Origin of the sequence: Neptuniibacter sp. QD57_21, from assembly GCF_047778075.1 — a bacterium.
Taxonomy (GTDB): Bacteria; Pseudomonadota; Gammaproteobacteria; order Pseudomonadales; family Balneatricaceae; genus Neptuniibacter.
In genome coordinates, this window is sequence record NZ_CP180549.1 from 1391621 (window position 1) to 1416188 (window position 24568).

General features: G+C 43.5%; 28 protein-coding genes and 10 tRNA genes. 32 read left to right on the plus strand and 6 right to left on the minus strand.

Annotation, left to right across the window (positions count from 1 at the left end):
• Positions 1–17: 17 nt before the first annotated feature.
• The 10 genes from ACMXYS_RS06075 (at position 18) to ACMXYS_RS06120 (ending at position 8149) form a co-directional block, all read left to right on the plus strand.
• Positions 18–368, plus strand: coding sequence for a CidA/LrgA family protein (locus ACMXYS_RS06075; protein WP_415897941.1), 351 nt, complete (start codon positions 18–20; stop codon positions 366–368).
• The gene (locus ACMXYS_RS06080; protein ID WP_415897942.1) at positions 361–1077 is read left to right on the plus strand and encodes an LrgB family protein; all 717 of its coding nucleotides are present in this window, start codon (positions 361–363) and stop codon (positions 1075–1077) included. Before ACMXYS_RS06075 ends, ACMXYS_RS06080 begins: the two co-directional genes overlap by 8 nt.
• 239 nt (positions 1078–1316) lie before the next feature.
• Positions 1317–1616 carry a PepSY domain-containing protein gene (locus tag ACMXYS_RS06085; RefSeq protein ID WP_415897943.1) on the plus strand — a complete coding sequence of 100 codons (300 nt, stop codon included), beginning with the start codon at positions 1317–1319 and terminating at the stop codon, positions 1614–1616.
• A 4-nt stretch (positions 1617–1620) separates the two neighbouring features.
• Positions 1621–2280 (plus strand): response regulator transcription factor, encoded by a 660-nt coding sequence (locus ACMXYS_RS06090; RefSeq protein WP_415897944.1) that lies wholly within the window; start codon positions 1621–1623, stop codon positions 2278–2280.
• A 3-nt stretch (positions 2281–2283) separates the two neighbouring features.
• On the plus strand, positions 2284–3609 hold the full coding sequence (locus ACMXYS_RS06095; protein WP_415897945.1) for a sensor histidine kinase: 1326 nt from the start codon (positions 2284–2286) through the stop codon (positions 3607–3609).
• Between the two features lie 16 nt (positions 3610–3625).
• Positions 3626–4273, plus strand: coding sequence for a hypothetical protein (locus ACMXYS_RS06100; protein WP_415897946.1), 648 nt, complete (start codon positions 3626–3628; stop codon positions 4271–4273).
• Complete coding sequence (locus tag ACMXYS_RS06105; RefSeq protein WP_415897947.1) at positions 4270–5325, plus strand: AAA family ATPase; 1056 nt, start codon at positions 4270–4272, stop codon at positions 5323–5325. Before ACMXYS_RS06100 ends, ACMXYS_RS06105 begins: the two co-directional genes overlap by 4 nt.
• Positions 5303–6940 carry an ABC transporter transmembrane domain-containing protein gene (locus ACMXYS_RS06110; protein WP_415897948.1) on the plus strand — a complete coding sequence of 546 codons (1638 nt, stop codon included), beginning with the start codon at positions 5303–5305 and terminating at the stop codon, positions 6938–6940. The genes ACMXYS_RS06105 and ACMXYS_RS06110 overlap by 23 nt, the downstream gene beginning before the upstream one ends.
• Positions 6927–7739: an alpha/beta fold hydrolase gene (locus ACMXYS_RS06115; protein ID WP_415897949.1), complete on the plus strand. Its 813-nt coding sequence runs from the start codon at positions 6927–6929 to the stop codon at positions 7737–7739. Before ACMXYS_RS06110 ends, ACMXYS_RS06115 begins: the two co-directional genes overlap by 14 nt.
• A gap of 2 nt (positions 7740–7741) precedes the next feature.
• Positions 7742–8149, plus strand: coding sequence for a hypothetical protein (locus tag ACMXYS_RS06120; RefSeq protein WP_415897950.1), 408 nt, complete (start codon positions 7742–7744; stop codon positions 8147–8149).
• A 35-nt stretch (positions 8150–8184) separates the two neighbouring features.
• Here the strand turns inward: ACMXYS_RS06120 and htpX are convergent, their stop codons facing one another.
• On the minus strand, positions 8185–9078 hold the full coding sequence (gene htpX, locus ACMXYS_RS06125; RefSeq protein WP_415884143.1) for a protease HtpX: 894 nt from the start codon (positions 9076–9078) through the stop codon (positions 8185–8187).
• A 153-nt stretch (positions 9079–9231) separates the two neighbouring features.
• Between htpX and ACMXYS_RS06130 the strand changes: the two genes are divergently transcribed.
• Together ACMXYS_RS06130 and ACMXYS_RS06135 are read left to right on the plus strand one after the other, a co-directional pair.
• Positions 9232–10137 carry a class I SAM-dependent methyltransferase gene (locus ACMXYS_RS06130; protein WP_415897951.1) on the plus strand — a complete coding sequence of 302 codons (906 nt, stop codon included), beginning with the start codon at positions 9232–9234 and terminating at the stop codon, positions 10135–10137.
• Positions 10138–10629 (plus strand): exonuclease domain-containing protein, encoded by a 492-nt coding sequence (locus tag ACMXYS_RS06135; protein WP_415884145.1) that lies wholly within the window; start codon positions 10138–10140, stop codon positions 10627–10629. It begins immediately after the preceding gene.
• Between the two features lie 56 nt (positions 10630–10685).
• On the opposite strand, the gene ACMXYS_RS06140 is transcribed toward ACMXYS_RS06135, so the two are convergent.
• The 3 genes from ACMXYS_RS06140 to ACMXYS_RS06150 form a co-directional block, all read right to left on the minus strand.
• Positions 10686–11513, minus strand: coding sequence for an HDOD domain-containing protein (locus tag ACMXYS_RS06140; protein WP_415884146.1), 828 nt, complete (start codon positions 11511–11513; stop codon positions 10686–10688).
• A gap of 165 nt (positions 11514–11678) precedes the next feature.
• A complete protein-coding gene (locus ACMXYS_RS06145; RefSeq protein WP_415884147.1) occupies positions 11679–12050 on the minus strand; it encodes a hypothetical protein in 372 nt (123 codons plus the stop codon).
• Positions 12051–12160: 110 nt separating this feature from the next.
• The gene (locus tag ACMXYS_RS06150; RefSeq protein ID WP_415897952.1) at positions 12161–13375 is read right to left on the minus strand and encodes a pyridoxal phosphate-dependent aminotransferase; all 1215 of its coding nucleotides are present in this window, start codon (positions 13373–13375) and stop codon (positions 12161–12163) included.
• A gap of 176 nt (positions 13376–13551) precedes the next feature.
• On the opposite strand from ACMXYS_RS06150, the gene msrB reads away from it, so the two are divergent.
• Both msrB and ACMXYS_RS06160 read left to right on the plus strand, forming a co-directional pair.
• Positions 13552–13956 (plus strand): peptide-methionine (R)-S-oxide reductase MsrB, encoded by a 405-nt coding sequence (msrB, locus tag ACMXYS_RS06155; protein WP_415897953.1) that lies wholly within the window; start codon positions 13552–13554, stop codon positions 13954–13956.
• 8 nt (positions 13957–13964) lie between these two features.
• On the plus strand, positions 13965–14633 hold the full coding sequence (locus tag ACMXYS_RS06160) for a DNA-3-methyladenine glycosylase I (RefSeq protein ID WP_415897954.1): 669 nt from the start codon (positions 13965–13967) through the stop codon (positions 14631–14633).
• Positions 14634–14692: 59 nt separating this feature from the next.
• Here ACMXYS_RS06160 and ACMXYS_RS06165 read toward each other — a convergent pair whose 3' ends face one another.
• Both ACMXYS_RS06165 and syd read right to left on the minus strand, forming a co-directional pair.
• The gene (locus tag ACMXYS_RS06165; protein ID WP_415897955.1) at positions 14693–15274 is read right to left on the minus strand and encodes a YajG family lipoprotein; all 582 of its coding nucleotides are present in this window, start codon (positions 15272–15274) and stop codon (positions 14693–14695) included.
• Positions 15275–15280: 6 nt separating this feature from the next.
• Positions 15281–15844 (minus strand): SecY-interacting protein, encoded by a 564-nt coding sequence (syd, locus tag ACMXYS_RS06170; RefSeq protein WP_415897956.1) that lies wholly within the window; start codon positions 15842–15844, stop codon positions 15281–15283.
• Between the two features lie 322 nt (positions 15845–16166).
• Between syd and ACMXYS_RS06175 the strand changes: the two genes are divergently transcribed.
• From ACMXYS_RS06175 to ACMXYS_RS06260, 18 genes are all read left to right on the plus strand, one after another.
• Positions 16167–16243 (plus strand) — tRNA-Asp (locus ACMXYS_RS06175).
• Between the two features lie 49 nt (positions 16244–16292).
• Positions 16293–16368, plus strand: a tRNA-Val gene (locus ACMXYS_RS06180).
• Between the two features lie 92 nt (positions 16369–16460).
• Positions 16461–16537, plus strand: a tRNA-Asp gene (locus ACMXYS_RS06185).
• 50 nt (positions 16538–16587) lie between these two features.
• A tRNA-Val gene (locus ACMXYS_RS06190) sits at positions 16588–16663 on the plus strand.
• Positions 16664–16679: 16 nt separating this feature from the next.
• Positions 16680–16756, plus strand: a tRNA-Asp gene (locus ACMXYS_RS06195).
• Positions 16757–16823: 67 nt separating this feature from the next.
• Positions 16824–16899: transfer RNA gene (locus ACMXYS_RS06200), tRNA-Val, on the plus strand.
• 92 nt (positions 16900–16991) lie between these two features.
• Positions 16992–17068 (plus strand) — tRNA-Asp (locus ACMXYS_RS06205).
• Between the two features lie 50 nt (positions 17069–17118).
• A tRNA-Val gene (locus ACMXYS_RS06210) sits at positions 17119–17194 on the plus strand.
• 92 nt (positions 17195–17286) lie between these two features.
• Positions 17287–17363, plus strand: a tRNA-Asp gene (locus ACMXYS_RS06215).
• 50 nt (positions 17364–17413) lie between these two features.
• Positions 17414–17489, plus strand: a tRNA-Val gene (locus tag ACMXYS_RS06220).
• A gap of 185 nt (positions 17490–17674) precedes the next feature.
• A complete protein-coding gene (locus tag ACMXYS_RS06225; protein ID WP_415897957.1) occupies positions 17675–18598 on the plus strand; it encodes a diguanylate cyclase in 924 nt (307 codons plus the stop codon).
• Positions 18599–18789: 191 nt separating this feature from the next.
• Complete coding sequence (locus ACMXYS_RS06230) at positions 18790–19689, plus strand: 1-aminocyclopropane-1-carboxylate deaminase/D-cysteine desulfhydrase (protein ID WP_415897958.1); 900 nt, start codon at positions 18790–18792, stop codon at positions 19687–19689.
• Between the two features lie 111 nt (positions 19690–19800).
• Positions 19801–20682 carry an NAD(+) kinase gene (locus tag ACMXYS_RS06235; RefSeq protein WP_415887726.1) on the plus strand — a complete coding sequence of 294 codons (882 nt, stop codon included), beginning with the start codon at positions 19801–19803 and terminating at the stop codon, positions 20680–20682.
• Position 20683: 1 nt separating this feature from the next.
• A complete protein-coding gene (locus tag ACMXYS_RS06240) occupies positions 20684–21664 on the plus strand; it encodes a metallophosphoesterase (protein ID WP_415884156.1) in 981 nt (326 codons plus the stop codon).
• Positions 21664–22518, plus strand: coding sequence for a rhomboid family intramembrane serine protease (locus tag ACMXYS_RS06245; protein ID WP_415884157.1), 855 nt, complete (start codon positions 21664–21666; stop codon positions 22516–22518). The genes ACMXYS_RS06240 and ACMXYS_RS06245 overlap by 1 nt, the downstream gene beginning before the upstream one ends.
• 3 nt (positions 22519–22521) lie before the next feature.
• Entirely contained in the window at positions 22522–23397 is an 876-nt protein-coding gene (locus ACMXYS_RS06250) for an alpha/beta fold hydrolase (RefSeq protein WP_415897959.1), read from the plus strand.
• 55 nt (positions 23398–23452) lie between these two features.
• Positions 23453–23728, plus strand: a complete 276-nt coding sequence (locus tag ACMXYS_RS06255) for a YeaC family protein (RefSeq protein WP_415897960.1) — start codon at positions 23453–23455, stop codon at positions 23726–23728.
• A complete protein-coding gene (locus ACMXYS_RS06260; RefSeq protein ID WP_415897961.1) occupies positions 23728–24558 on the plus strand; it encodes a DUF2797 domain-containing protein in 831 nt (276 codons plus the stop codon). The genes ACMXYS_RS06255 and ACMXYS_RS06260 overlap by 1 nt, the downstream gene beginning before the upstream one ends.
• Positions 24559–24568: the final 10 nt, after the last annotated feature.

Below are 24568 nucleotides of genomic sequence, written 5' to 3' on the forward strand. Positions count from 1 at the left end.
CCCTTCAGGCTACCTTTATGATTTTAGGTATGTTCATTTTGTTTGCTTTCCTAATTTTTGGGGAAGCAATCAGCTATCTGCTGCAGTTACCTGTTCATGGTGCTGCAATCGGTATGTTACTCATCACCCTATGGTTGATGATCAGAGGCTCCGTAAGTGATGAACTCGCAACAGCCAGTCAGCAACTGATCTCCGCTCTGGTTCTTTTTGTCGTGCCTGGTGTTGTTGGAGTGTTCTTTTTAGGAGAGCAATTTAAAGGCGAATGGATGAATCTAGGGTTAGCACTAGGCGTGGGGACATTACTGAGTGTTTTGACGTCTTTGCTATTAGTGAAATTTGGTCGATTGGAGCAAAGCCCAGATGACTGAACATTCACTATCAAGCCTGATTCCTCACTTCCTTGAAATGCCTTTATTTACAATCGGACTAACATTGTTTTCCTTTGTCTTGGGTGGCTACTTCTTCAAGAAAATGGGCAAGCCCGTTTGGTGTCCGGCAATGTTACTGGCAGCCTCATTCTTGGCGCTGTTCTTATTTGGGTTGTCGATCAGTTACGAAGAGTACTACTCAGGGGCAAAGTGGTTATCTGTACTTATTGCACCAACCACGGTTGCTTTAGGTGTTCCTTTGTATCAGCAGAGCCATCATATTCGAGCTGCATGGCGACAAATTCTGTTAACGGTGCCAATTTCTGCGAGTTTAGCTGTGGTTTACGCTGCCTTAATTGCTTTCAGCTTAGGTTCTAGTGATCAGGTGCTGGCTTCAATTGCACCAAAATCAGTTACGGCGCCAATAGCCATAGGCTTGACGGAACAGCTGGGTGGTTCAGTGTCATTAATGATGGGTGGGTTGTTAGCGACAGGCGTGTTTGCCGTTTTTTTCGTTGATTTGTTAGCTTCAAGATTAAACGTCACTGATGAGCGTTTAGTTGGCTTAGTGTTAGGCATCAACGGTCATGCCGTTGGCACTATCAGGGCTTTTGAAATCAGCCCTGTTGCCGGAGCATTCTCATCTCTGGGTATGGGATTAACCGGTATTTTTACCGCAATATTTTTGCCTTTTGTCTGGCCCTACTAATTTTAAGATAACGAACCTTTCTTAAACCGGCACTTGCCGGTTTTTTTATGTTTTAGGTAGTTTTAGACGATTTTATAAAGATTTTTAAAGGTATAACTTTATGATTTTATTGTAAAAATTGTGACTATAATCAAAAGGCTCTATTTCCTTAACAAATCTGCCGGTTTTTTAAGTTTGATTTAAGAAAGCTTGTTTATACTGCCAATAAAACTAGCGTAGATTTTGATCGGACCGACTCAATGTTGATACGAATTATTTTATTACTGTACGTGCTTTTAGCACCTTTAGCACAAGCTCAAGAGCTAAGTGCGGATGAAGTATTAAAGCTAGTGAAAGATGGCAAAGTAATGCCTCTTGAAGAGATCTTATCGCTCCATCCAGAGATTAGTGACGCAAGATTATTGGATCTATCCCTCAGCCGCGAAGGTGAGGACAGTTATGTGTATTCGGTGGAAGTGATCAATAAAAGTAACTCTGTAGTGGAGTTTGAGATTGATGCAGTAACCGGTTTGTTCCTCCAAGAGCAGTTTGAAGAGTAGGGCTATGAAGATTTTATTAGTTGAAGATGAAATCGCACAAGTTGAAGCCTTAAAGCCGGTTTTAAAACGAAGTGGTTATGCGGTTGAAGAATCTTATGACGGTGAAGATGCGTTGTTTCGAATTAAAGAGGAATCATTCGATGCGATTGTTTTGGATCTTGGTTTGCCCAAGTGTTCGGGCTTAGAGGTACTTCAACAGATGCGTGCTATAGGTGATATGACACCAGTTTTAGTATTAACCGCTCGTGATAGCTGGCAGGAGCGTGTTGATGGTCTTAAAGCAGGCGCTGATGATTATTTAGGTAAGCCGTATCACGCTGAAGAATTGTTAGCGCGTTTAGAGGCGTTGATTCGACGCTATTTCGGCAGAGCATCTCAAGTTATTTCGGTGTGCGGTTTGTCTTTGGACCCAGATACGCAGCAAGTGCAGGATAAGGATGGGAATTCCATTCAGCTAACGGGGATAGAGTTTCGGTTACTTAGATATCTGATGTTGAATCCTGGAAAGGTATTTTCAAAAGCCCACCTTAGCGAGCATGTCTATGAAGAAGAGCAGATGCGAGACAGTAACGTTATCGAGGTTTATGTAAATAGACTCAGACAGCGTTTTGGCAAAGGGATTATCGAGACCCTTCGTGGTCAAGGTTACAGGTTAAAGGGCTAAGCCATGACTCGAGTGATCTCATTAGAGCAGCGTATCCGAAACCGATTATTACTGGTGGTCTTGCCCCTATTAATGGTCTTGGTATTTATCATCGATCGTAGTGTTCACATTCTTGTAGATGATTTGGTAGTTAGTCGTCTTAAGCAGGATGCGGAAAGCTTGATTACCTCAATAGATAAAAAAAACGCTGCTTGGCAGGTCGATGAGAAATATTTACCGACGGTTTATCAGCGTGTGCGCTCTGGCCATTACTTCATTTTAAGCTGGGGCAAAGAACAAATCCGTTCTCGATCTTTGTGGGATACCGTAATTGATGTTTCGGGTTCTTCTTCCGGTGATACAGAAGAATATCAATATTTCGATAATGCGGGTGAAAGGTGGTTGGTTTATCAAGAAGCGTTCACGAAAAAAGGCCAAACTTTCAGTTTGTGGATTGCTGAGGATATCACTGCGATTGAACAGAAGCAGCGATTCTATGAGTGGATTTTAGTTGCGGTCGCCGGGATATCTATCTTTGGCTTTGTTCTATGGCAACGCTATGTCATTCGAGCGGGTTTTAATCGCTTAGCTCCCGTTCAAGAGGCGATTGAAAACAATAAAAATACGGGTGAATTGAGTTTCCCTGAGGATGTACCGCAAGAGATATCAGGACTGGTTGAGTCTATTAGAAAATTGGTGTCAGGCTCAGAGGAGCAGTTGTCTCGTTCGCGCATGGCGTTGGGTAACTTAGCGCACGAACTTAAGAAGCCACTACAAGAATTAAAGATACATGCGTCGATGCTGACGGATACAGCGCAGCGACAAGCCATAGATAAGAGCATTGAGCAATTACATCACCGAATTGATTGTGAATTGAGACGTGCACGGATCTCTGGTGCACCGATGCCAGGCTATCTGTTTTCGTTTGCTGAAGAGTTGCCGCATTTAGAGGTCCTATTGAACCAGATCCATGACAGAACCCTTTCGCTAGATGTAAATAGTGAACATGACAAGCTGCCTTTTGACAGAGATGACATGTTGGAACTGTTAGGGAATCTACTAGATAACGCATGGAAGTATTCGCAGTCAGAAGTACGAATTACAGTAGAGACGCATGGTAATCATTGGTTCTTTTGTATAGACGATGATGGTGTAGGTATTAGCGAAAGTAAGATCGAACAGGCAAATAAACGTGGAGTTAGGGTTGATGAAAACGAACATTTGCCTGGTCACGGTCTAGGGTTGTCAATCTGTGAATCGATCGCACGAGTTTACGGTGGAAGTCTAACTCTATCAGCCAGCGAGTTAGGCGGTTTAAGAGTAAAAGTTGAGCTAGTTAAGAAGCTTTGATTAGGGGTTAAAGGTGATGAAACGAGCATTAATTGCAATGTTTTTTGTAGGGTACGCCGGAGCCATCGCTGCCAGTAATGATATTGGTACTGTTGCTATCTACAGTGATGGAAAAGTAGAGAAACTTGTCGAAAAAGGTACTGGTTGGGAGGTTTGGGAAGATCAGCGAAAGCGCTTATATAAACGATCTATTCATCCGGTTGTACCTGTCTTGAGTTATCAGAAATATCCGGATCGTACTCAGGGTTTCACACAGGCAGTGAAGTTTGGATCACCTGAAGAACTAATCCCATTTGGAAAAGATGATGTTGTTGAATTCGAACTAAACCGTCAAAGCCCTAAATCTGGGAACTCAATACGTTATTGGCGTTGTACTTATCATGGTGAAGGCAACTTCAAACTGAAAAAGAAAAAGTACAAAACTAATAAATACACCTGTGCCCGCTCGGCATTTTGGAAAGAGGTTGTGGCTAAGGTTAGGGAAGTTCATGACATTGAATATTCCCCTGAACTAGGTTTGATAGTTTCACGAAGAACTAAAGATCGGAATTGGGATGTAAAAAAAGTGGAATTGGAAGCCCTATTAACACCAGAAAGAGCGACAGCAAAGAGAATATCCCGAATTGTTTACAAACTACGTAAACAAAAGAGAGGTAGAAAATGATTGATCTGAATCGTGTCAAAAGAAGCTATATCACGCGTAACGTTAACTTTGATGATGTTGCTGACGTTGCGGAACTGTTGCCTGAGACAGGAGATCTTTTATTAGCGAGAGTGGATCGGATTCGGCAGCACACCCGGATTGAAAACCCTTATGGACGCCGTGAGCACCTTTTTGTGGATGATCTGATTATTGTCGTTGCGGGTGATCGTTATGCCACGGATCAGTTCTACGCTAAGTCTCCGGCGCAGTTAGGTAAAACTCAACTCGTTGCTGCCGGTGGTATTGCAGGAGATGTGATTAGTAAAAGCGCTCAAGTAAAAGCCGCGACTGAAATTACAGTTTTAGGGGTGTTAGTTAATAGCCAAGGGCAGAAAATTAACTTAGAGAACTATAGTACGCTTAAAGATGCTTATCTGCATCCATCGGCTAATGAAATGCCTGTTTTGTTGGTGGTCGGCAGTGATATGAACAGTGGTAAGACCTCAATGGCATCTTCGTTAATTAACGGCTTTACCAAAGCCGGTTATAAAGCCGCAGCTGCCAAGTTAACAGGTACAGGGTCAGGGCCTGACTATTGGAAGATGGTTGATGCTGGGGCTTTTCAAGTGAAAGATTTCCTTGATGCGGGTTACCCAACCACAGTTAATCTAAGTGAAACAAAGTTAGTTCAGTTGCTTCAAAGATTAAAAATGGATGCGGTTCAAGCTGATGCGGATCTATTGGTTGTTGAATTAGCAGATGGGGTTTTACAGCCACAAAACAAAGCACTCATAGCGAATGGCCGTTTGCTTAAGGAAGTAAGTGCATCGATGATCGCTGCAGATAGCTCAACCGCCGCAGCATTTTGCGCTGAAAAAATGATTGAAGCTGGATTCCCTATTTATGGCTTAGGTGGTTTATTCACACGTGCAGAATTATGTGCGGATGAAGTACAAGATAGCCTTGGTTTACCTATTTATAGCTTGGATGCTTTGCGCAAAGTGAGCACAGCGAAGGCATTGATGGCTAGTTTGGAGAGGGATCATAGTTATGTTACCTCCTATGCTATCTAAACAACGTTGGAAGGGAATCGGTGGTTTGATCCTAATTGGATTGATACAGACTGCCTGTTTCCTAGGCTTAATGACCTTAGCCAAGGATCAGTTGGGCCACGAGCAGTTTTCATTTGATCTGGGTATAACATCAATTGTGTTAACTGCAATTTTTGGATTAGCGGCGGCCAGATATTGTGAACGTTATTTCGCTGAACGTATGGCTCAAGCTTATATCTGTGAGTTACGAAATACAGTTTATAAACACACTTTGGCGCTCCCCGTGAGTGATGAGACTCTTAACCGAGGTGGTACTTTATTGCGGTTGACTGGGGATATGACGCCCATTCGCAATTGGATGGTGCAAGGTATTGCTCCACTGCTTGTATTGGGAGTTTGGCTATTAGCTGGATTTGTTGCACTCAGTCAGATCCATTGGACTTTGTTAGTAACGGCTTTTATACCGCTGGCTTTTGCTGTCTTAGGGAATTTTTATTTAGGTAAGGGCTTATATTATTCGACGGTGAGTGTGAGGCGTGAAAGAGGGCGTTTAATAAATGCGACTAATGAGCGATTAGCCCTCTTTAAGTTAATCAGGTTATTCAATCAATCTGGAAAAGAGCAGCGAAAGTTTTCTCGTAGTGCTGATCGATTAAAAACACGTCAGATGCGTAAAGCTCATGCGTCTTCTCTAATCAGAGGCTTTAACGAAGCAGTTCTACTTATATCTGTGCTCGTTATAGTGATGCAGGGGTTAAACCTTAGTCATGCAGGGCTTATTGCAGAAACTTATATTCCTGTGTTGCTCGTAGCGTCTTTGTATTTGGTTAATCAGCTTAGAAGGCTTAGCCGCTTGTATGAGCTGTGGACCTTAAAAAAGGTATCCGAAGATAAGTTAGGTGCGTTTTTGCAGCGGGATATCGTAGGTCAGCAGAGCAAACGTCGATTGCCTAAAAAGGCCTTTAGAGTTGAGTCAAAAGGTATGGCTGTTAAGCGGCGTTTCAGCCCAATCTCTTTCGTAATCAATGAACAAGATCGCTTGTTGCTAAGAGGCGATCAAGGAGTAGGCAAGAGCTCATTCATGGAGGCTTTAGCAGGACTTGCTCCTATTACGAATGGGAAACTCAGATTTTGCGGCCGAAGGAGTTCATCGATTCATCCATCAATTTGGGCTCAAACGGTCTCACTTGTAAGTCCAGAGCTTCCTCTACTGAAAGGAACGGTAAGTAGTAATCTTTTCTATGGTGCAAGGAAAAGGTCAGAAGAGTTTACAGAGCAGGTTCTTGAAACAACCGGTTTGCAGGCATATTGCGCTGATGAAGAAGGCGAATTAAAAATTGCAGAAAGGGGGGCAAATCTGCCCAGTAATTTAAGGTTTAGGGTTCAGCTTGCAAGAGCTTTGCTAAGGCGCCCAAAACTATTGCTTATCGATTCTGATGTTGCGTTAAAAAGTTCTGATATTAGAAGCATTTTAGTGGATGTGTTCAATCGCTTTGATGGAGCTATTGTTATTGCCGAGGAGTTGGAAGAGTTAATGTTTCTGACTAATGGTGAGATTAAAGTTTCAGCAAGTGAAGATGCTAAACATAGCAATGTTGTTGAATTTCCAAGAGGGATAAATCATGAGCTTGCTTGAAATACCTGCTCCAGGCGCTGCTGTCCGTTGTATTTACCCGTCAGTAAAATCATTGCCTGCGAGATTATACCGCCCAAAACAGCTGAAGAATGATGCTCAAGTTATTGTTGCGGTGCATGGAATTTCTCGGCAATACGATGATCAGTTGGATGCTTATAGAACCCTTGCTGATAAATTTGGCTGTTGGTTGGTCGTGCCTGAGTTTGAAAAAACAATCTTTCCACAATATCAGAAATTATCTAAAGGCCCTTATATGCCACGTGCTGATATTGCGTTGAATACACTTCTGATCGCATTTAGAAAACATGTGGGGTTGCCGGAATTTAAAATTAAATTGTGTGGTTATTCGGGTGGCGCACAGTTTGTGCACCGATATGCACTTTTCCACCCAAACAAAATAGCCTCTCTGGTTATATGTAGTGCGGGTTGGTACACGCTTCCTAATCATGAAGATACCTACCCCTACGGGTTAAGAGATATACCTAAATGGATGGGGAAAGCGCATTTAGACCGGATGCTATCACTACCTTTAATGGTGGCCGTTGGGGAACAGGACACGGTACGTGATAAAAGTTTAAGGACTGGGGCACGTGTAGATAAAGTACAAGGAATGAATCGGCTTGAACGTGCTCATACTTGGTTTAAACAATTAGCTGAATTGAAAGGCCAATTATTAGATGTAACTACCCCACGTATTTGTGTTTTACCCGAACAGGGACATGACTTTGCGGGTAGTTTTTTTGCTAGTGGATTAAAGACTTGTATTGACCAGTTTTGGTCGGAATGTAATCGGAGATAAAGATGACAACTTTGAAAACAATACTTGGGTTGAGTACAGTAGTTATGCTGGTGGGTTGTCAGGTCAAGCCAAGTGATGAACCTTTGACGCAGCTGAATGGTTCTGAAATCAAGGCTTTATTTGTAGGCAAAACCGTTGAATCATTCAACGTCATATCCGGTAGCAGCAGTTTCACGTACTACGCTAAAAATGGGCAGATTCAGCAGGAGCGATACTGGGAAGAGAGAAAGGGTGTCTGGAAAGTAAATAACAAAGACGAAATCTGTTTAAGTATGGAAGGCAAAGAATTCCGCTGTCGAGGCATCTATCGACAAGGCGATAAAATCTATAAGTATAGGCTGAGTGACGCTGGACAGTTAGAGAAGGTTATTCGGTATAGACAGTTTATCGATGGAAATACGCTGGAATAAAAAAAATCCCCGGCTTGCCGGGGATCTTTTTATGCTTAACCTCGCTTCTGAAGCGCTTCGATTCGCTTATCAAGCGGAGGGTGGCTAGACATTAATTCCATCAGGCCAGACTTCATATGGCTGCTAATACCAAAGGCAGTTAGCTGGCCAGGCATCTGATCTGGCATTTCATATTCAGCTTTCAAACGTTGCAGTGCACCGATCATCGCATGGTTGCTAGATAGGTCTGCTCCTGCTTCATCTGCTCTGAACTCGCGGTAACGAGAGAACCAAGAAACAACAAACGAAGCCAAAATTCCAAAAATGATTTCGAAGACAATTACAGTAATGAAGTAACCAATACCAGTACCTGGCTGGCTTTCTTCATCGTTACTTTTTAGGAAGCTATCTACTGCGTAGCCTGCAATGCGAGCAAAGAACATTACAAAAGTATTTATAACGCCTTGTACTAAACTCATTGTAACCATATCACCGTTAGCTACATGGCCAATCTCATGGGCCATTACAGCCTTTACTTCCTCTTTCTGGAAGCGCTGTAACAGACCTAAGCTAACTGCAACTAATGCGTCATTCTTGTTCCAACCTGTTGCAAATGCATTTGCTTGTTGAGCTGGGAAAATACCGACTTCCGGCATTTTAATACCCGCTTTTTCTGAAAGCTCAGCAACAGTATCTAAAAGCCATTGTTCATCAGAGTTACGTGCTTGGGTAATGATCTCTGTACCTGTTGTCATTTTCGCCATTTTCTTAGATAGGAATAGCGAGATGAATGAACCTGCAAAACCGAAGACTGCACAGAAGATCAGCAAACTGGTCATATTAAGGCCAGCACCGGAAACATAGTGGTCAACACCCAGTAGATTAAGGGTAATGCTGGCAACGATTAGCACAGCGATGTTAGTTAATAGAAATAAGCCGATACGCATCATAAGTGAAAGATTTCCTATTGTTTAACCTCATTGCTTAGATAGGGGTGAATGATAAAAGTTTCAAGTCTATTTGTCCTGTTATTGCTGGTGTCCATTTGCGCCCGAGCCTATAATTTAGCCCCTTTTTATGACCCTTTGGATACAGGATCTCAGATGCAGCAAGTCTTAACAGTCGTAAAGCAGCAAATACCATTAGCGATGGGTGAATCGCGCCGGATTTTTCATGGCCGTGGGCACTGTTTTCCGGGGTTTGAGCATCTGGTAATTGACTGGTTTCCTCCTTATGCCGTAGCTCGGTTGTATAAAGAAGTTGAACCTGAGTGGGTTACTGAATTAAGCGATACTTTAAAGAGTGTAGATGAAATCGAAGGCTTGGTGATTCAGCAGCGCTCTCGAGGTAAAGAAGCGCAGCAAAATGTTGCTTGGGGCTCAGTGCCTGAGCAGATGAATACGATGGAACTTGGCCTGTTTTATCAGGTCAAACCTCAACGCAATCAAAATAGTGGTTTGTTTTTGGATATGCGTGAGGGGCGTAAATGGGTGATGCACAATGCGGGTGGTAAACACGTGCTAAACTTATTCTCATATACTTGCGCTTTCTCGGTTGCAGCCCTTGCCGGTGGTGCTGATCAGGTAGTGAATGTAGATATGTCCAGGGGCGCTATCAATACCGGTCGGGAAAATCACCTTTTAAATGGCTTAGAAGGAGACCGGGTTAAATTTTTGGCGTACGATCTCTTTAGGTCTTGGAAGCGCGTGAGACAGTACGGTCCTTATGATTTGATCGTAATCGATCCGCCAAGTTTCCAGCCGGGAAGTTTTGTGGCAGAAAAAGACTATCGTAAGGTTATTCGTCGTTTGAACGAATTAACTAAAGAGGGTGGGCAGGTTTTGGCTTGCCATAACGACCCGAAAAATGGCACTGAGTTTTTAAAGAACTTGATGTTAGAAGAGTGCCCAGATTTTAAGTTTGTAGAACGTTTAAAAAATCCAGAAGATTTTCCGGAAGCCGAACCCGAAAAAAGCCTTAAAGTGTTGTTGTACGTAAGGGAGAACTGAGTGGAGTTAATTTGTATTGATTTGGAAGCAAGTGGGTTAGGCGCTGAGTCTTATCCTATCGAAATCGCTTGGATCAATGATGAGACAGGCGAACAAGATAACTTTCTGATTAATCCAGATTCTGCAGCCGGATGGCGATATTGGGATGAATATGCTGAAGAGATGCACGGCATAGAGCGAGAAGAAGCGGTAAGCAAAGGTCTTGATATTAAGCAGGCTTGCTCACGTTTAAATCAAAAGCTTAAAGGTAAAACGCTGATTAGCGATGCATTTGAATTTGATCTATTTTGGTTAACTCGTTTATTTGAAGCGACGGGCATTCAGCCGAGTTTCCGTATGGCGGGGTTAGATCGAATATTGAGTAAAGAACAGCTTATTCAGTTTGGCTTTTTGGCCAAAGCTCAATTTCGTCGTCATCGTGCGTTGCAAGATGTAAGAGATATTATCTCTTGTATTAAAGCCGTTACAGCAACCGGTACTGAACCGGTTTAACGATAAGAGAAACAAAAAAGGCAGCCTAAGCTGCCTTTTTAAATGTTGAAGTGAAGCTAATCAGCTAAACCATCTAAACCTGATTCAAGATTTAGTGCTTCTTCTAGATCACCTGATGTATCTGCTGATACACCTGCAAGTGTGGCGACATCTTTAGGGTAATTACTTTGTAGTGTATCGATATTGTCTTCATTGCGGATAGCCGAATTCACAACGCAAGCTAGATTGACCACTGCAGCCAGTGCTGATGGCTCTTCGAAAGAGGTTGCTTGTTTGTGTTGGCGAACAGCAATGCCTAGCTCTTTCGGAAAGCTCCACATATCTAATAAAGCTTGTCCTGCTTCAGGCGCTGTGAAGCCTAAGTGCTCGATTTCTGCGTCACAGCGGCTGCAACTTGAATTATCTATTGTTGCTTGAATTTCCTGTGCACGTATTGGTTGGGATAGGTGTAACAGAAGACGGCCAATGTTATGAATTAAGCCAGCGGTAAAGGCAATGTCAGGATCAACTTCTGTATCTCGTTCAGCAAACCATTTTGATAGAGCTGCCACGCGGAATGATTCGCTCCAGAATTTCTTCAGGTCTAACCCTTCCACTTCTTTAACAGAGCCAGCAATACCCGAAGCGATAACAAGCGTTTTGAGTCGCACCATGCCAAGCATTACGACTGCTTCATCAATAGATGATACTTTGCGTCTTAGACCGAAATGGGCAGAGTTTACGAGGCGCAGAATTTTTAGAGACAGTGTCTGATCTTGTGCAACTTTTTCAGCAATTTCGCCATAATCTGCAGCAGGGTTGTTTAATTGCTGAATTAACTGTCTTACGACTTCAGGAACGTTGGGCAGTTTGTCTGTTTGCTCAAGTAGTTCGCGAATCTCCATGTGCACTCCTTAGAGATAAGATTCATATGATTGAGCTTATTTAACACCCATACCTGTATCAACATAAAGCTCTAATTAGATAATTAGAGATCTATGAGTTTTTTTGCAAGAAGTTTTTGATTTTTAGGCAAAAAAAAAAGCGGCTGGTGGCCGCTTTTTAATCAATTAGTCCTCATTTAGGACTAAGCCTTCTATCTGAGATCGAATGCCTTCGTACTGTCCCATCTCTTCTGGCATAAAGTAAAGTTTGTAGTAACAACGGTCCACTAAACGGCCTTTTTTGTCGTTAACCGTTTCTTTGTAGGAGCCATATAGGTAGTTCATTTGTACGTGAATAACACGGGTATGAGGAGGTATGGTTACCTCATGATGTTCGAGGTCGTAACGGATCTTAGACTCTTTAATTGTATAGAAAGAGACTTCTGCGACATGATTTAGGTTGATGAGAAAGTTGGATGTAACGGGAACAAGGTGGCGCTGCTCTAGGCCGTTGTGTTCCATATAGATACCGCAGTTTTTTCTTACCTTTATAAACATTGATTATCCTATTTACTCTAAAGGCGAATACACAATATTGAGCTTAGTCTAGGATGGTCTTATTACAATGACATTACAAAAAAAACGGCCATCGAAGATGGCCGTTCTGTTTATTGCTCGTAGGTTTTGAGGAAGGTGCCTATCCTTTCGATAGCGTCCTGAAGCTCATCCTTACGAGGTAAGAATACCAACCGGAAATGTTGAGTATCCGGCATGTTAAAGCCGCTGCCTTGCACAATAAGGACTTTCTGTTGAAGTAGCAGATCTAAAGCCATCTTCTCGTCATTCTTGATCGGATAAACCTCTGGATCTAATTTAGCGAACAGATACAGTGCGCCTTCTGGTTTCGTACAGCTTACACCTGGGATCTCGTTAAGCATCTTCCAAGCTAGATTACGCTGCTCGTAAAGTCGACCACCCGATACAATCAATTCATTGACGCTCTGGTATCCACCTAGTGCTGTTTGGATAGCATGCTGAGTTGGTACGTTGGAGCAAAGGCGCATGCTAGAGAGCATCTCCAAGCCCTCGATGTAATCACGGGCATTGTGCTTCGGACCGCTTACAATCATCCAACCAGAACGGAAACCTGCTGCTCGATAGGATTTAGATAGACCGTTGAAGGAGATGCACAGAACGTCATCAGCTAGTGATGCTAGCGGAGTGTGAACCGCGTCATCGTATAAAATTTTGTCATAAATCTCGTCTGCGAAGATGATCAGATTATGCTCACGGGCAAGTTCTATGATCTGTTCAAGTACGGCTTTTGGATATACAGCGCCCGTTGGATTATTTGGGTTAATAACCACGATACCTTTTGTGCGATCAGTAATTTTACTGCGCATATCTTCAATATCCGGAGCCCAATCTTTCTCTTCATCACAACGGTAATGGATTGGGTTACCGCCGCTCAGGCTTACTGCAGCTGTCCAAAGCGGGTAGTCAGGCGCAGGAATCAGCATCTCATCGGTATCGTTTAGCAACCCTTGCATTGCCATGACGATAAGTTCTGAAACGCCATTGCCAATGTAGATATCTTCAATGCCTACATTCTTAATTCCGTTCTTCTGACACTCTTGCATCACCGCTTTACGGGCGGAAAACAAGCCTTTTGAATCACAGTAACCTTGGGAGGCGGGTAGATTCAAAATAACGTCCTGTACAATCTCTTCAGGCGCGTCGAAACCCCATGGGGCGGGATTGCCAATGTTTAATTTAAGGATTCGTTGTCCTTCTTCTTCAAGACGTTTAGCTTCCTGAAGTACTGGACCACGAATGTCGTAACACACATTGATCAGCTTGTTTGATTTACGGATTACTGGCATTTTATTGTCCTGCAAACCTAGCCGGGAATCTCTGCGGCTAGATGTTGTCCTATGCATAGAGACCTAGGTTGTATGGTATAAGCCTCAGAAAAAAAAGAGACTAATCATACGCCTTTTATTTGTTGAAACCTAGGGAAATGGCGTACTGCAGGCTTTTTTATTATCAGGGAGATTGTATGGCTGAAAAAAACCAAAAGGTCGTTCATTCTGAGCAAGAGTGGCAAGATCGTTTGAGCCCCGAGCAATATCGAATCTGTCGCCAAAAGGGCACAGAGCGTGCTTTTACGGGTGAATATTACAATAACCAGCAAAGCGGGGAGTATCGTTGTATCTGTTGTGGAACCCCGTTGTTTGGATCAGAGCAAAAATACGATTCAGGAAGTGGTTGGCCGAGTTTTTGGCAGCCGGTCGAGGAAGGAACTATAGACGAGCACAGTGATGCAACTCACGGCATGGTGCGTGTAGAGATCACTTGTGCGACGTGTGATTCACATTTAGGGCACGTATTTACGGATGGGCCGCAACCAACCGGCCTCCGGTATTGTGTGAACTCTGCATCCTTAGATTTTGTAAAAAAGTGAAATAGTAAATGAAATCCTTCCAATGGATTTACGAACATGTTCAGGCTCATTACCCAGATCAAGATGTAGAAGCGCTCTTGCCTGTAGCTAAAAGTGAGTTAGAGCTAGTGCAAGTGACTGATGATCGATTGTTCAGCGACATGATGCGTAGGGTGTTTCGCGCAGGGTTGAAACACTCTTTAGTTGATTCTAAATGGCCCGCGTTTGAACAAGCTTTTTTTGGATTTGATCCAGTAAAAGTGAGCTTGATGAGCGACGAACAGTTAGAAAATTTAATGCAGAATGATCAACTGATCAGGCATTGGGGCAAGATTAAAGCAACTCGTGTGAATGCTTTGATGGTTACAGACCTTGCTAGTAAGCATGGTAGTTTTGCGCAGTTGGTCGCTCATTGGGCGGTCGAAGATATTATTGGTTTATGGGATTTGCTCAAAAAACAAGGTCAGCAATTGGGTGGAAATTCAGGAAGCTATTTTTTGAGAATGATCGGCAAAGATACGTTTATTTTGACCGATGATGTTGTTGCTGGGCTGAAAGCTCAAGGAATTATTGAGAAAAAGCCAACAGCGAAAAGGGATTTGAAGCTCGTTCAAGAGTGTTTTAATCAATGGCGAGAAGAGTCTGGTAGGCCTATGTGTCAGATTAGTCGTTTGCTCTCTCATACTGTTGGTTGGTAGAAAATAAAAAAGCCTGCGTCTTAACAGATAGCAGGCTTTTTTATTGTAATTTCTAACGATTAGTTAAACTGAATGAAATCTATTAGTTGTTGATCATTCATTGCTAGGTTCATCACGCTGGAAAAAAGATCATTTACCAACCTCTCGTTTTCTTCCTCTGAAGGTACGCCCACAAAAGTCTGCTGTTTATCTGCTGTATAAGTACCGGTGTAACTCTTGTTATCTTTGCTTACCGTTACCTTTAACTTGGTATCTAAGTTCACAGTCTGTTTTATTTTTGATTCAGAAGCGCGGTAATTAAGTTCAATAAGGCTGATGGTTAGATTAAATTCACCACCGTAGAAGCGAACGATTCCCATATCTTCCAATGCGTGTTCAGTCGTATGCTGCAGAAGATGAAGGCTATCTTTTAATACAATAGATGGTGCATCTGCTTCACCTGTATAGCGGTAGCCAATGACTGAATCTGCTCTTAAGTCTTTCGGAATAATTTCTATACGCTTTTCTTTACTTAATACTCTAGAGATTTGGATCTGCGGGTGTAGATCTAGCGTTTGTGAATTAAATGTCATGCAACCGGTTAAGGTGCTAGTGGCTAATATGGCTAGTAATCCGGTTACTAATAAACGTATCTGTTTCAACTTAACTTACTCCGTATCAGGAATTAGACGGGGGGTTAATGAATTAAGAAAGTCGGCTAAGTTGTCTGCCAACTTTCTGATAGGCGGTTTACCTGGGCGCTCTAACCAGACCTCTCCACTAAAATTATCGACACTGATAAAAAAGTCTTCATCTGGTTCCGGGCAGGCTATAAAAAAGGTCAGAGGTCTTTTTTGTTGACGTTTAGAAAGTGCGTGGCCAATTAGATTGCTGCGTAAGCGCTCCATATCTTCATCATTCCAAACTTGTATCAGGCTGAGATCGCCATCACTGCAGCTAGCTGGTAGTGGATCTGACCAGTAACGGCAGTAGTAATCGATAATGTCTTGATTAATGGATTCTTCTAGAGCCTCCTCTAATCGAGTAAACATATCGCTTGGGGACGTCTGTAGTGTTGGCCACCAAGATACAGTAACTCCATCTTTAGCTTGGGTAGCGTAGCACTTTGAAGGCCAATCTGAATTGAATCGGATTAGAGGGGGCTGCGCCTGCATGGCATCAAGCTTCTCCATAAAACTATCTAAAGCTGAAACGGTGGGGGAGACTGGCATATAACACTCTCTATATAAATCGCTGATCAGTGAACGATTCTAACTTAATTCAGGGATGTGGAAATATCTTTATAAGTAAGTGAATCGTATTTGTTGGGAAAAATGAGTAGTTGGTAAGTTGATATGTGTAGGATGATTTTTGAACAGTTTAATGGAACATACTGTTTTGCTTTGATTTATTCTAACTTACTGATTTTGTACAAAGAATGTGCAATCAAAAAGAATGAAATTTTTTTTGTTTAAACGTTTGACATGGGGAACAAAACCCGTAAAATTCGCACTCCGTTTGGGGCAGTAAGTAACTGTCTTGGACGAACAATGTGGAGCGGTAGTTCAGTTGGTTAGAATACCTGCCTGTCACGCAGGGGGTCGCGGGTTCGAGTCCCGTCCGTTCCGCCAACTTCTCTTTCGAAGTGCTGAAAGAGTCGTAATAAGCCATCTGCTTAGTGGGCGTGTAGCTCAGTTGGGAGAGCGTCGCCCTTACAAGGCGAATGTCGGGAGTTCGAGCCTCTCCACGCCCACCACTAAGCACTACTGTCGAGCGATAGTTTGATGGTAGAAGCCTGTCACTGCCAAGGTAGAGACAGGTCACGGGTTCGAGTCCCGTATACAATGTGGAGCGGTAGTTCAGTTGGTTAGAATACCTGCCTGTCACGCAGGGGGTCGCGGGTTCGAGTCCCGTCCGTTCCGCCAACTTCTCTTTCGAAGTGCTGAAAGAGTCGTAAATAAGCCATCTGCTTAGTGGGCGTGTAGCTCAGTTGGGAGAGCGTCGCCCTTACAAGGCGAATGTCGGGAGTTCGAGCCTCTCCACGCCCACCACTAGGCACTACAATGTGGAGCGGTAGTTCAGTTGGTTAGAATACCTGCCTGTCACGCAGGGGGTCGCGGGTTCGAGTCCCGTCCGTTCCGCCATTTATGCCCTTTGGGTAACTTCTCTTTCGAAGCGCTGAAAGAGTCGCAAATAAGCCATCTGCTTAGTGGGCGTGTAGCTCAGTTGGGAGAGCGTCGCCCTTACAAGGCGAATGTCGGGAGTTCGAGCCTCTCCACGCCCACCACTAAGCACTATTGTCGAGCGATAGTTTGATGATAGAAGCCTGTCACTGCCAAGGTAGAGAGAGGTCGCGGGTTCGAGTCCCGTATACAATGTGGAGCGGTAGTTCAGTTGGTTAGAATACCTGCCTGTCACGCAGGGGGTCGCGGGTTCGAGTCCCGTCCGTTCCGCCAACTTCTCTTTCGAAGTGCTGAAAGAGTCGTAAATAAGCCATCTGCTTAGTGGGCGTGTAGCTCAGTTGGGAGAGCGTCGCCCTTACAAGGCGAATGTCGGGAGTTCGAGCCTCTCCACGCCCACCACTAAGCACTACTGTCGAGCGATAGTTTGATGGTAGAGGCCTGTCACTGCCAAGGTAGATAGAGGTCGCGGGTTCGAGTCCCGTATACAATGTGGAGCGGTAGTTCAGTTGGTTAGAATACCTGCCTGTCACGCAGGGGGTCGCGGGTTCGAGTCCCGTCCGTTCCGCCAACTTCTCTTTCGAAGTGCTGAAAGAGTCGTAAATAAGCCATATGCTTAGTGGGCGTGTAGCTCAGTTGGGAGAGCGTCGCCCTTACAAGGCGAATGTCGGGAGTTCGAGCCTCTCCACGCCCACCACTAAGTACCTTCCTTGTATTACTTATATTTCCTATTTATTAAATTTCTGCACCAAGACTTTTGAGTTGTTTACTTAAAGGCTGTATCTGTTACCCTTTCGTTTTGTGAGTCTATGTGCTTATAGCGTAAATAACGCTAGACAATATGTTTCCTGGAATAAAAATAAAAGAGATGGGAATACCTCAGTGAATTATGTGGATGAAACCGTGCTTGTATCACTCTGTCCAGACCCAGTTATAGGGGTTGATGGCTCAGGGGTTGTTCAGTTGTTTAATGCGGCAGCTGAGAAGCTTTTGGGTTATTCGGCTGAAGAAGTTATTGGAAAAGTTAGTATTGCGTCAATCTATCCGAGTTTAGAGGAGGCGAAAGAGATTAAACGACTTTTGCTATCCGACTCGTATGGAAAGCCTGGAAGTATTGAGGGTTATGAGGCTAAGCTGGCTTGTAAGGATGGAGCGGTCGTACCGATTCGTTTATCAGCTGCGATTGTTGATAAAGATGAAGGTGGCAGTATTGGTTTCTTCCATGATTTGACGGAGAGGCAAAGTTTAGAGCAGCAATTGCATAAACTTTCTGTTACAGATGAGTTAACAGGTCTGTTTAACCAACGACATTTCTACACTGTGATGGCGCAAGAGTTGGATCGTGCTAAGCGCTACAACCATCCTTTAAGTTTGATCTGCTTTGATCTGGATAATTTTAAAAAGGTTAATGATTCTCTTGGCCACCTTGAAGGGGATCGTGTTTTAAGGCTTATTGGCGAGATTCTTCGGGAAACCTTGCGAGCATCAGATGTGGCTGTTCGATATGGTGGTGATGAATTTATGGTGTTGTTACCTGAGACCGATATTGATGCAGCAGCTAAGACTTCTGAGCGGATTAGAATGATGTTTAATTCTAAGTGTTCGTTTAGCGTTGATCATGATACGGATTCTCTGATCAAGGTTTCAGTTAGCCTTGGAGTGACTGAGACAAACGGTATGGAAAATCCAGATCAAATTGTTCAAAGATCAGATCTGGCAATGTATGAATCTAAAAGTTCGGGCGGGAATAGTACTTTCTTGATTAAGCAGCATATTGGTAATTTAGTTCAGACCGATAGCGCTTAAATAGGGCAGCCTAGATGATGCTGTTATTGTTCTTCAGCATCATCTAGACATTCATCGTCTTCATATTCATCAATATTAAGCAGCAGTAATTCTTCGATATAGTCTTCCACGCTTTTCTTCCTCTGTAATTTAATGTTCTTTTAAAGTACTTCATTTATATTTCAATAATGTTGCAGTGCTAATTAATTAAAATGCTACTTCAAAATCCCGTGTTCCCCGTACAGTTTTTAGAAACCGATGAGACTATTCAGGCGGGGGTTAAGCTTTACCTGCTTCGTTTAGATCTAACTGATGAAATAGTCAGCGGTAACAAGTGGTTTAAGTTGAAGTACAACCTGCAGCATGCCCTTGAAAATGGCTACTCGTGCGTCCTTAGTTTTGGTGGGGCGTATTCTAATCATATTCACGCCTTAGCTAAGGCTGGATCCTTGTCTGGGATAAAAACCATGGGTGTTATTCGGGGTGAGCCAGAGTATGCGGATAATCCAACCTTAAGAGATGCGAAAGCATGGGGGATGGAGTTGTGTTTTGTTAATCGTCAGGAATATCGTCAGCGGCATGATTCCGAATACCTTAAGACTTTAAAGGCTCGCTTTTCTAACCCTTTGATCGTGCCGGAAGGGGGCAGTAATAAATTTGCTGTGCAGGGCGCACGAGAAATAATCACGCCTGAGATCCTAGCTAAGGTTAATCCTGATCAAATTGTGCTGGCTTCTGGCACAGGTGGGACCTTAGCTGGTGTGGCTTTGTCTGTTCCTGATATTCCGGTTTTAGGTATACCTGTGCTGAAAAAGGCAGATTTTCTGTTTTCGGATATTGAAAACCTTATGACTGAATCCGGTGCAGATCCCACTGATAACTGGGATTTAGATCTGGAAGGGCATGGTGGTGGCTATGCTAAAGTGTCTAATGATCTGATAGCTTTCATGGATTTTATGCTGAAAGAGCATCAGCTTCCGCTAGACCAGATTTATACTGCAAAAATGCTTAGTCACCTGTTGAAGAGAATTGAGCGTGGTGATTATGCAGAAGGAAGTACTATTTTGGCTATTCATACCGGTGGTCTGCAAGGAGCCCGAAGTCTAGCTTAAGCTTGATTAGCGCCAAATTGCGGTTTTGGTCATAAAGAATCATTGAAAAGAATCTGAAAAATCAGTTAGATAGAATCTGGTTTTTCATACAAACGTTAATCCGGAGAGATAATGGATTACTTTCGTAATATTGGTCTAATTGGGCGTTTAGGTAGTAAATCAGTTATAGATACACTCAAGCACCTTATTCGCTTTTTAGGTGATCGCGGTCTGAATACTATTATTGATGAGCGAATCGCTGAAGTTATGCCAGGTCATGGCCAACAAACCAGCACACAGAAAATGATGGGCGAAATCTGCGACCTCGTTATTGTGGTTGGTGGGGACGGAAGTCTGTTGGGCGCAGCTCGTTCTTTAGCTCAGTACCATGTTCCAGTTCTTGGTGTGAATAGGGGTAATCTAGGTTTCCTAACTGATATCTCTCCAAATGAAATTGAAGAAAAAGTAGGCGAAGTACTAGAAGGTAAGTACACCGTTGATAGTCGCTTCCTGCTTGATGTTATTGTTAAGCGTGAAGGGGTACCTATTGGCGAAGCCACTGCGCTTAATGACTGTGTACTGCACCCAGGTAAAGCCGCACGAATGATTGAATTCGAACTGTATATTGAAGGGCAGTTCGTTTACACGCAAAAATCCGATGGCTTGATCATCTCTACGCCAACGGGTTCTACTGCTTATTCGCTATCTGGTGGCGGTCCAATTATGCACCCGAAGTTAGATGCTTTGGTACTGGTGCCTATGTTCCCGCATACGCTTTCTAGCCGTCCGATCGTGGTTAATGGCAATAGTGAGTTGAAGTTGGTAATTAGTCCAAATAATGGTGCTTACCCAACTGTATCTTGTGATGGTCAAAAAGATATTAGCTGTGCACCAGGGGATACGATTACGGTTCATAAAAAACCCCATAAACTGAAACTGTTACACCCGCTCAATTATGACTTCTATAGTACCTGCCGAGAGAAACTTGGTTGGGGTACTAAGCTCGGAGATTGATGTGACTGATCAGTTTAAAGGCTACGATCTGGTTGGTGATGTCCATGGCTGCGGCCTTAGCTTAGAGCTTTTGTTAAGCAAGTTAGGTTACAGCAAAAAGGATGGTGTCTACTGCCACCCAGAGCGCCAGATGATCTTTTTAGGTGACATTGTTGATCGCGGTCCTAGAATCCGTGAGTCTCTACATGTTGTTTACGATATGGTGCAATCGGGCGCTGCTCAGATTGTTATGGGAAACCATGAATTCAACTTTCTAAGTTACTGTACGGAAGGGCATGAGGGCAGTGGTCTTAGCTATCTACGTGAGCATAGTCCACGTCACCACCGTATTCTTGCTGAAACCCTAGAGCAGTTTGCCGATTACCCTGAAGAGCAAGAGATGTTCTTACAGTGGATTCGAGAGATGCCTATTTATCTAGAGTTCGAGCATTTCCGTGTTGTGCATGCTTGTTGGCATCAAAAGTTAATTGATCGGTTCGAGGGTGAATACCCGAATCATATTATCGATGATCGTTTTCTACACCGTTCATCTAAACGTGGCACCTTTGAATGGGCGCTGACTGATCGCTTGTTGCGCGGGACACACTTAAGCTTGCCTGATGGTGAGGTCATGGTGAGTAAAGACGGTTATCGCAGACGCTTCTTTAGAACCAAGTTTTGGTCTGCTGAGCCGGAATATTATGCAGATGTTGTGTTTCAGCCGGATCCTTTGCCGGAGCATATAGCTCGTTTGAAATTAACTAAGCAGGACCATAATGATCTTCTCTATTACGGTCCAGAAGAGAAGATGTTATTTATTGGTCACTATTGGCGGGAAGGGGTTCCTGAACCTATAACACCTAATATCGCATGTTTAGATTACAGTGCGGTTAAATACGGTAAGTTGGTTGCATATCGATTGGATGATGAAAAAACTATTCAGCCTGACAAATTTGTATGGGTTGATGTAAGAACCGAAATCGCCGATGAGTTGGGTCTCTAATGATTAAGGTGCTTTCTGTACCCTTAGGTGAAGATCTCACAGAGTTTACCCAAATCCTATGGCGCTACGAGGTGCCGCATAGGGTTGTTGAGCTTGAGCATACTCAAGAGGTTTGGATTGCTGTTGGGGTTGAGCCTGCGCAGATTGTCGCTTTATATGAGAAATGTCGCCGGGGTGAGAGCCTTGAAGGCTTTGTTTTAGCGATTCCTAAAGCGGTGGGGCAGACAGATCTTTTATCTCAAGTTAAACAGGCTTGGATGAGCTGTTTGTTGATTGCGAGCAGTGTTGTTCTTACCTTCTTAATCTCGTTTGGTGACAATCTGGAATGGCTGCGTTTATTCACGATTGCAGACATTGTTCAAAAAGATGGTGGTTTATACAGCTCTGGTTTGGAAGGCACGCTAGAGTCTTTTGAAATTTGGCGTCTAATTACGCCTATCTTTTTGCACTTTAGTGAGCTGCATATTGCGTTTAATGCCCTTTGGATTTGGATCGTGGGTAGCCGGATTGAGATCTATCAAGGCCGTGTAACTTTGTGTCTATTAATCCTGTTTTCCGGCGTTATCTCTAACATTGCGCAATATCACGATGCGGGGCCAATGTTTGGCGGTTTATCAGGCGTCGTTTTTGCCTTCCTTGGCTATGCGTGGTTGTGGGATAAAACCCAGTCTGATCATCGGATCGGCTTGCCTCAGAGTATTATGGGATTCTTAATTTTCTGGCTAGTGCTTGGCTATGCTGGTGTTCTAGAAGCACTGCAATTGGGTGCTATTGCAAATACCGCTCACCTAGTGGGTTTGCTAGCTGGTTTAGCATTTATTCCGTTTGGAAAGCTTTTAGCTACTAGGAGATAACAAGTGGATCCTGTTTCACTGTCATTAGATCTTAACCATCGTTATCAAGGGCAGTGTGATCGACTTAACCAATTGCCAGAGTGTAATGTGACCGGTCGATATCAAGCCACCTCCTTAGGGCCTATCTGGGTAATGGAGGCTGGGCCTGAAGATGCGCCGCCATTAATCGCTCTGCATGGCTTACATACACCTGCACCGTTTAACCTCGAGCTGCTATGGCCTTTGACTAAGCATTTTCGGGTAATTTCGCCTGATATTCCTGGGCAAGCAGGTAAAACTCCAGGTATTGCGCCAGTGCCTTCCAATAGTGCCTATGCCATGTGGCTCGATCAGCTTTTGGATGCTTTGGGTGTTGAGCAAGCACCTATGGTAGGGCTCTCGTTTGGTGGAGCGGTTTTACTTGATTTGGCTGCTTACAAGCCTGAGCGTATATCTGCTGCATCTTTGATTGTACCAGCGGGTTTTTCTCGGCCCTTGTGGCGGCCATTGAAAAAGCTGATTCTGCCTTTTATTGGCTTTAAAATTAATACCGACCAGCCGCATTTTGATCAGCTAATGAAACCGTTGATGGAAGATAACTGGCCTGAATTGGAACAGTATTATTATTCGACGTTTCAAGCGGGTATTCCTATGACGTTGATACCGCCGGGGCCATTTTCAAAAGCAGAGCTGTCCAGATTTAAATCGCCTGTACAGATTTTCAGTGCAAGTGAAGATATCTATTTCGATCCGGATCAGTTAGCTGAGCAAGCAAGATCGACTCTGGCAAACCTAAAACAGTTAAAAGAACTCGAAGATCTACATATCCCTTGTGAAGAGAATAGACGTTTGATTCAAGAACAAGTGGTCGCATTTATGCGGAATGAAATAGGGATGTGATAGACTTTGTAGATTCCAAATCAGGTGGTGAGACCTGATAAAAAGTAAGAGATTGATGATGACATACGAACAACTAATTCAAGCAATGACCCCTGATATGCATAAATCCCTTAAGCGTGCAGTGGAGTTGGGGAAATGGCCTGATGGACGTAAGTTAACGCCAGAACAACGTGATATCTGTATGCGTGCCGTTGTTGCTTATGACTTAGAGCACAAGCCAGAAGAAGAACGAGTTGGATATATTGATCGTACAAAACAAGACGGTTCTCAGCATGGTAAAGACCCATTGGCAGCCGATACGATTAAAATTCTGACTGACGATAAAAATTAATGCAGATTCTAGCGCAGGGTGCGCTACAAAAAATGCGCACCGAACTAACACTTGAAGGCGTTGTTTACAAATTACCTGTAGGTGACCAGGAAGTGCCAATGAATGAGCTCATTGGTAAACCTATCTCCTTAGAATACAAGGGTGCGATCAATTGCACTCATTGTGGGCGTAAAACTAACAAAAGCTTTAACCAAGGTTTTTGTTACCCTTGCTTTAAAAGTCTCCCTCAATGTGATCAATGCATAGTTAAACCTGAACTTTGCCATTTCCATGAAGGCACTTGTCGTGATGCCGGTTGGGGTGAGCAGTTTTGCTTCCAAGACCATTACGTTTATCTAGCTAACTCATCGGGTGTAAAAGTTGGTATTACCCGCGGCACTCAAATTCCAACACGTTGGATGGACCAAGGTGCTATTCAAGCATTGCCGATTCTGAAAGTAGCAACACGTTTGCAGTCAGGCAAAGTTGAGCGCCTTCTTGGCGAGCATGTAGCAGATAAAACTAACTGGCGCAAAATGCTTAAAAATGAAGTTGAGCCTTTAACGCTTGCTGAAATTCGTGATCAGCTTTTTGAAAAATGTAGTGAAGGTTTGGCGGAACTCGAACAGACTTTTGGTATCCAAGCTATTCAGCGTTTGCCAGATGCTGAACAAATAGAGATCAACTACCCTGTGTTGATTTACCCGACAAAAGTTACATCGTTTAATTTTGATAAAACGGCCGAAGTATCTGGCGTTTTGCAGGGGATAAAAGGGCAGTACCTGATCTTAGATACTGGCGTTATCAATATGCGTAAATTCACAGCGTATCAGGTATCTGTATCTGCCTGATAACTGACTA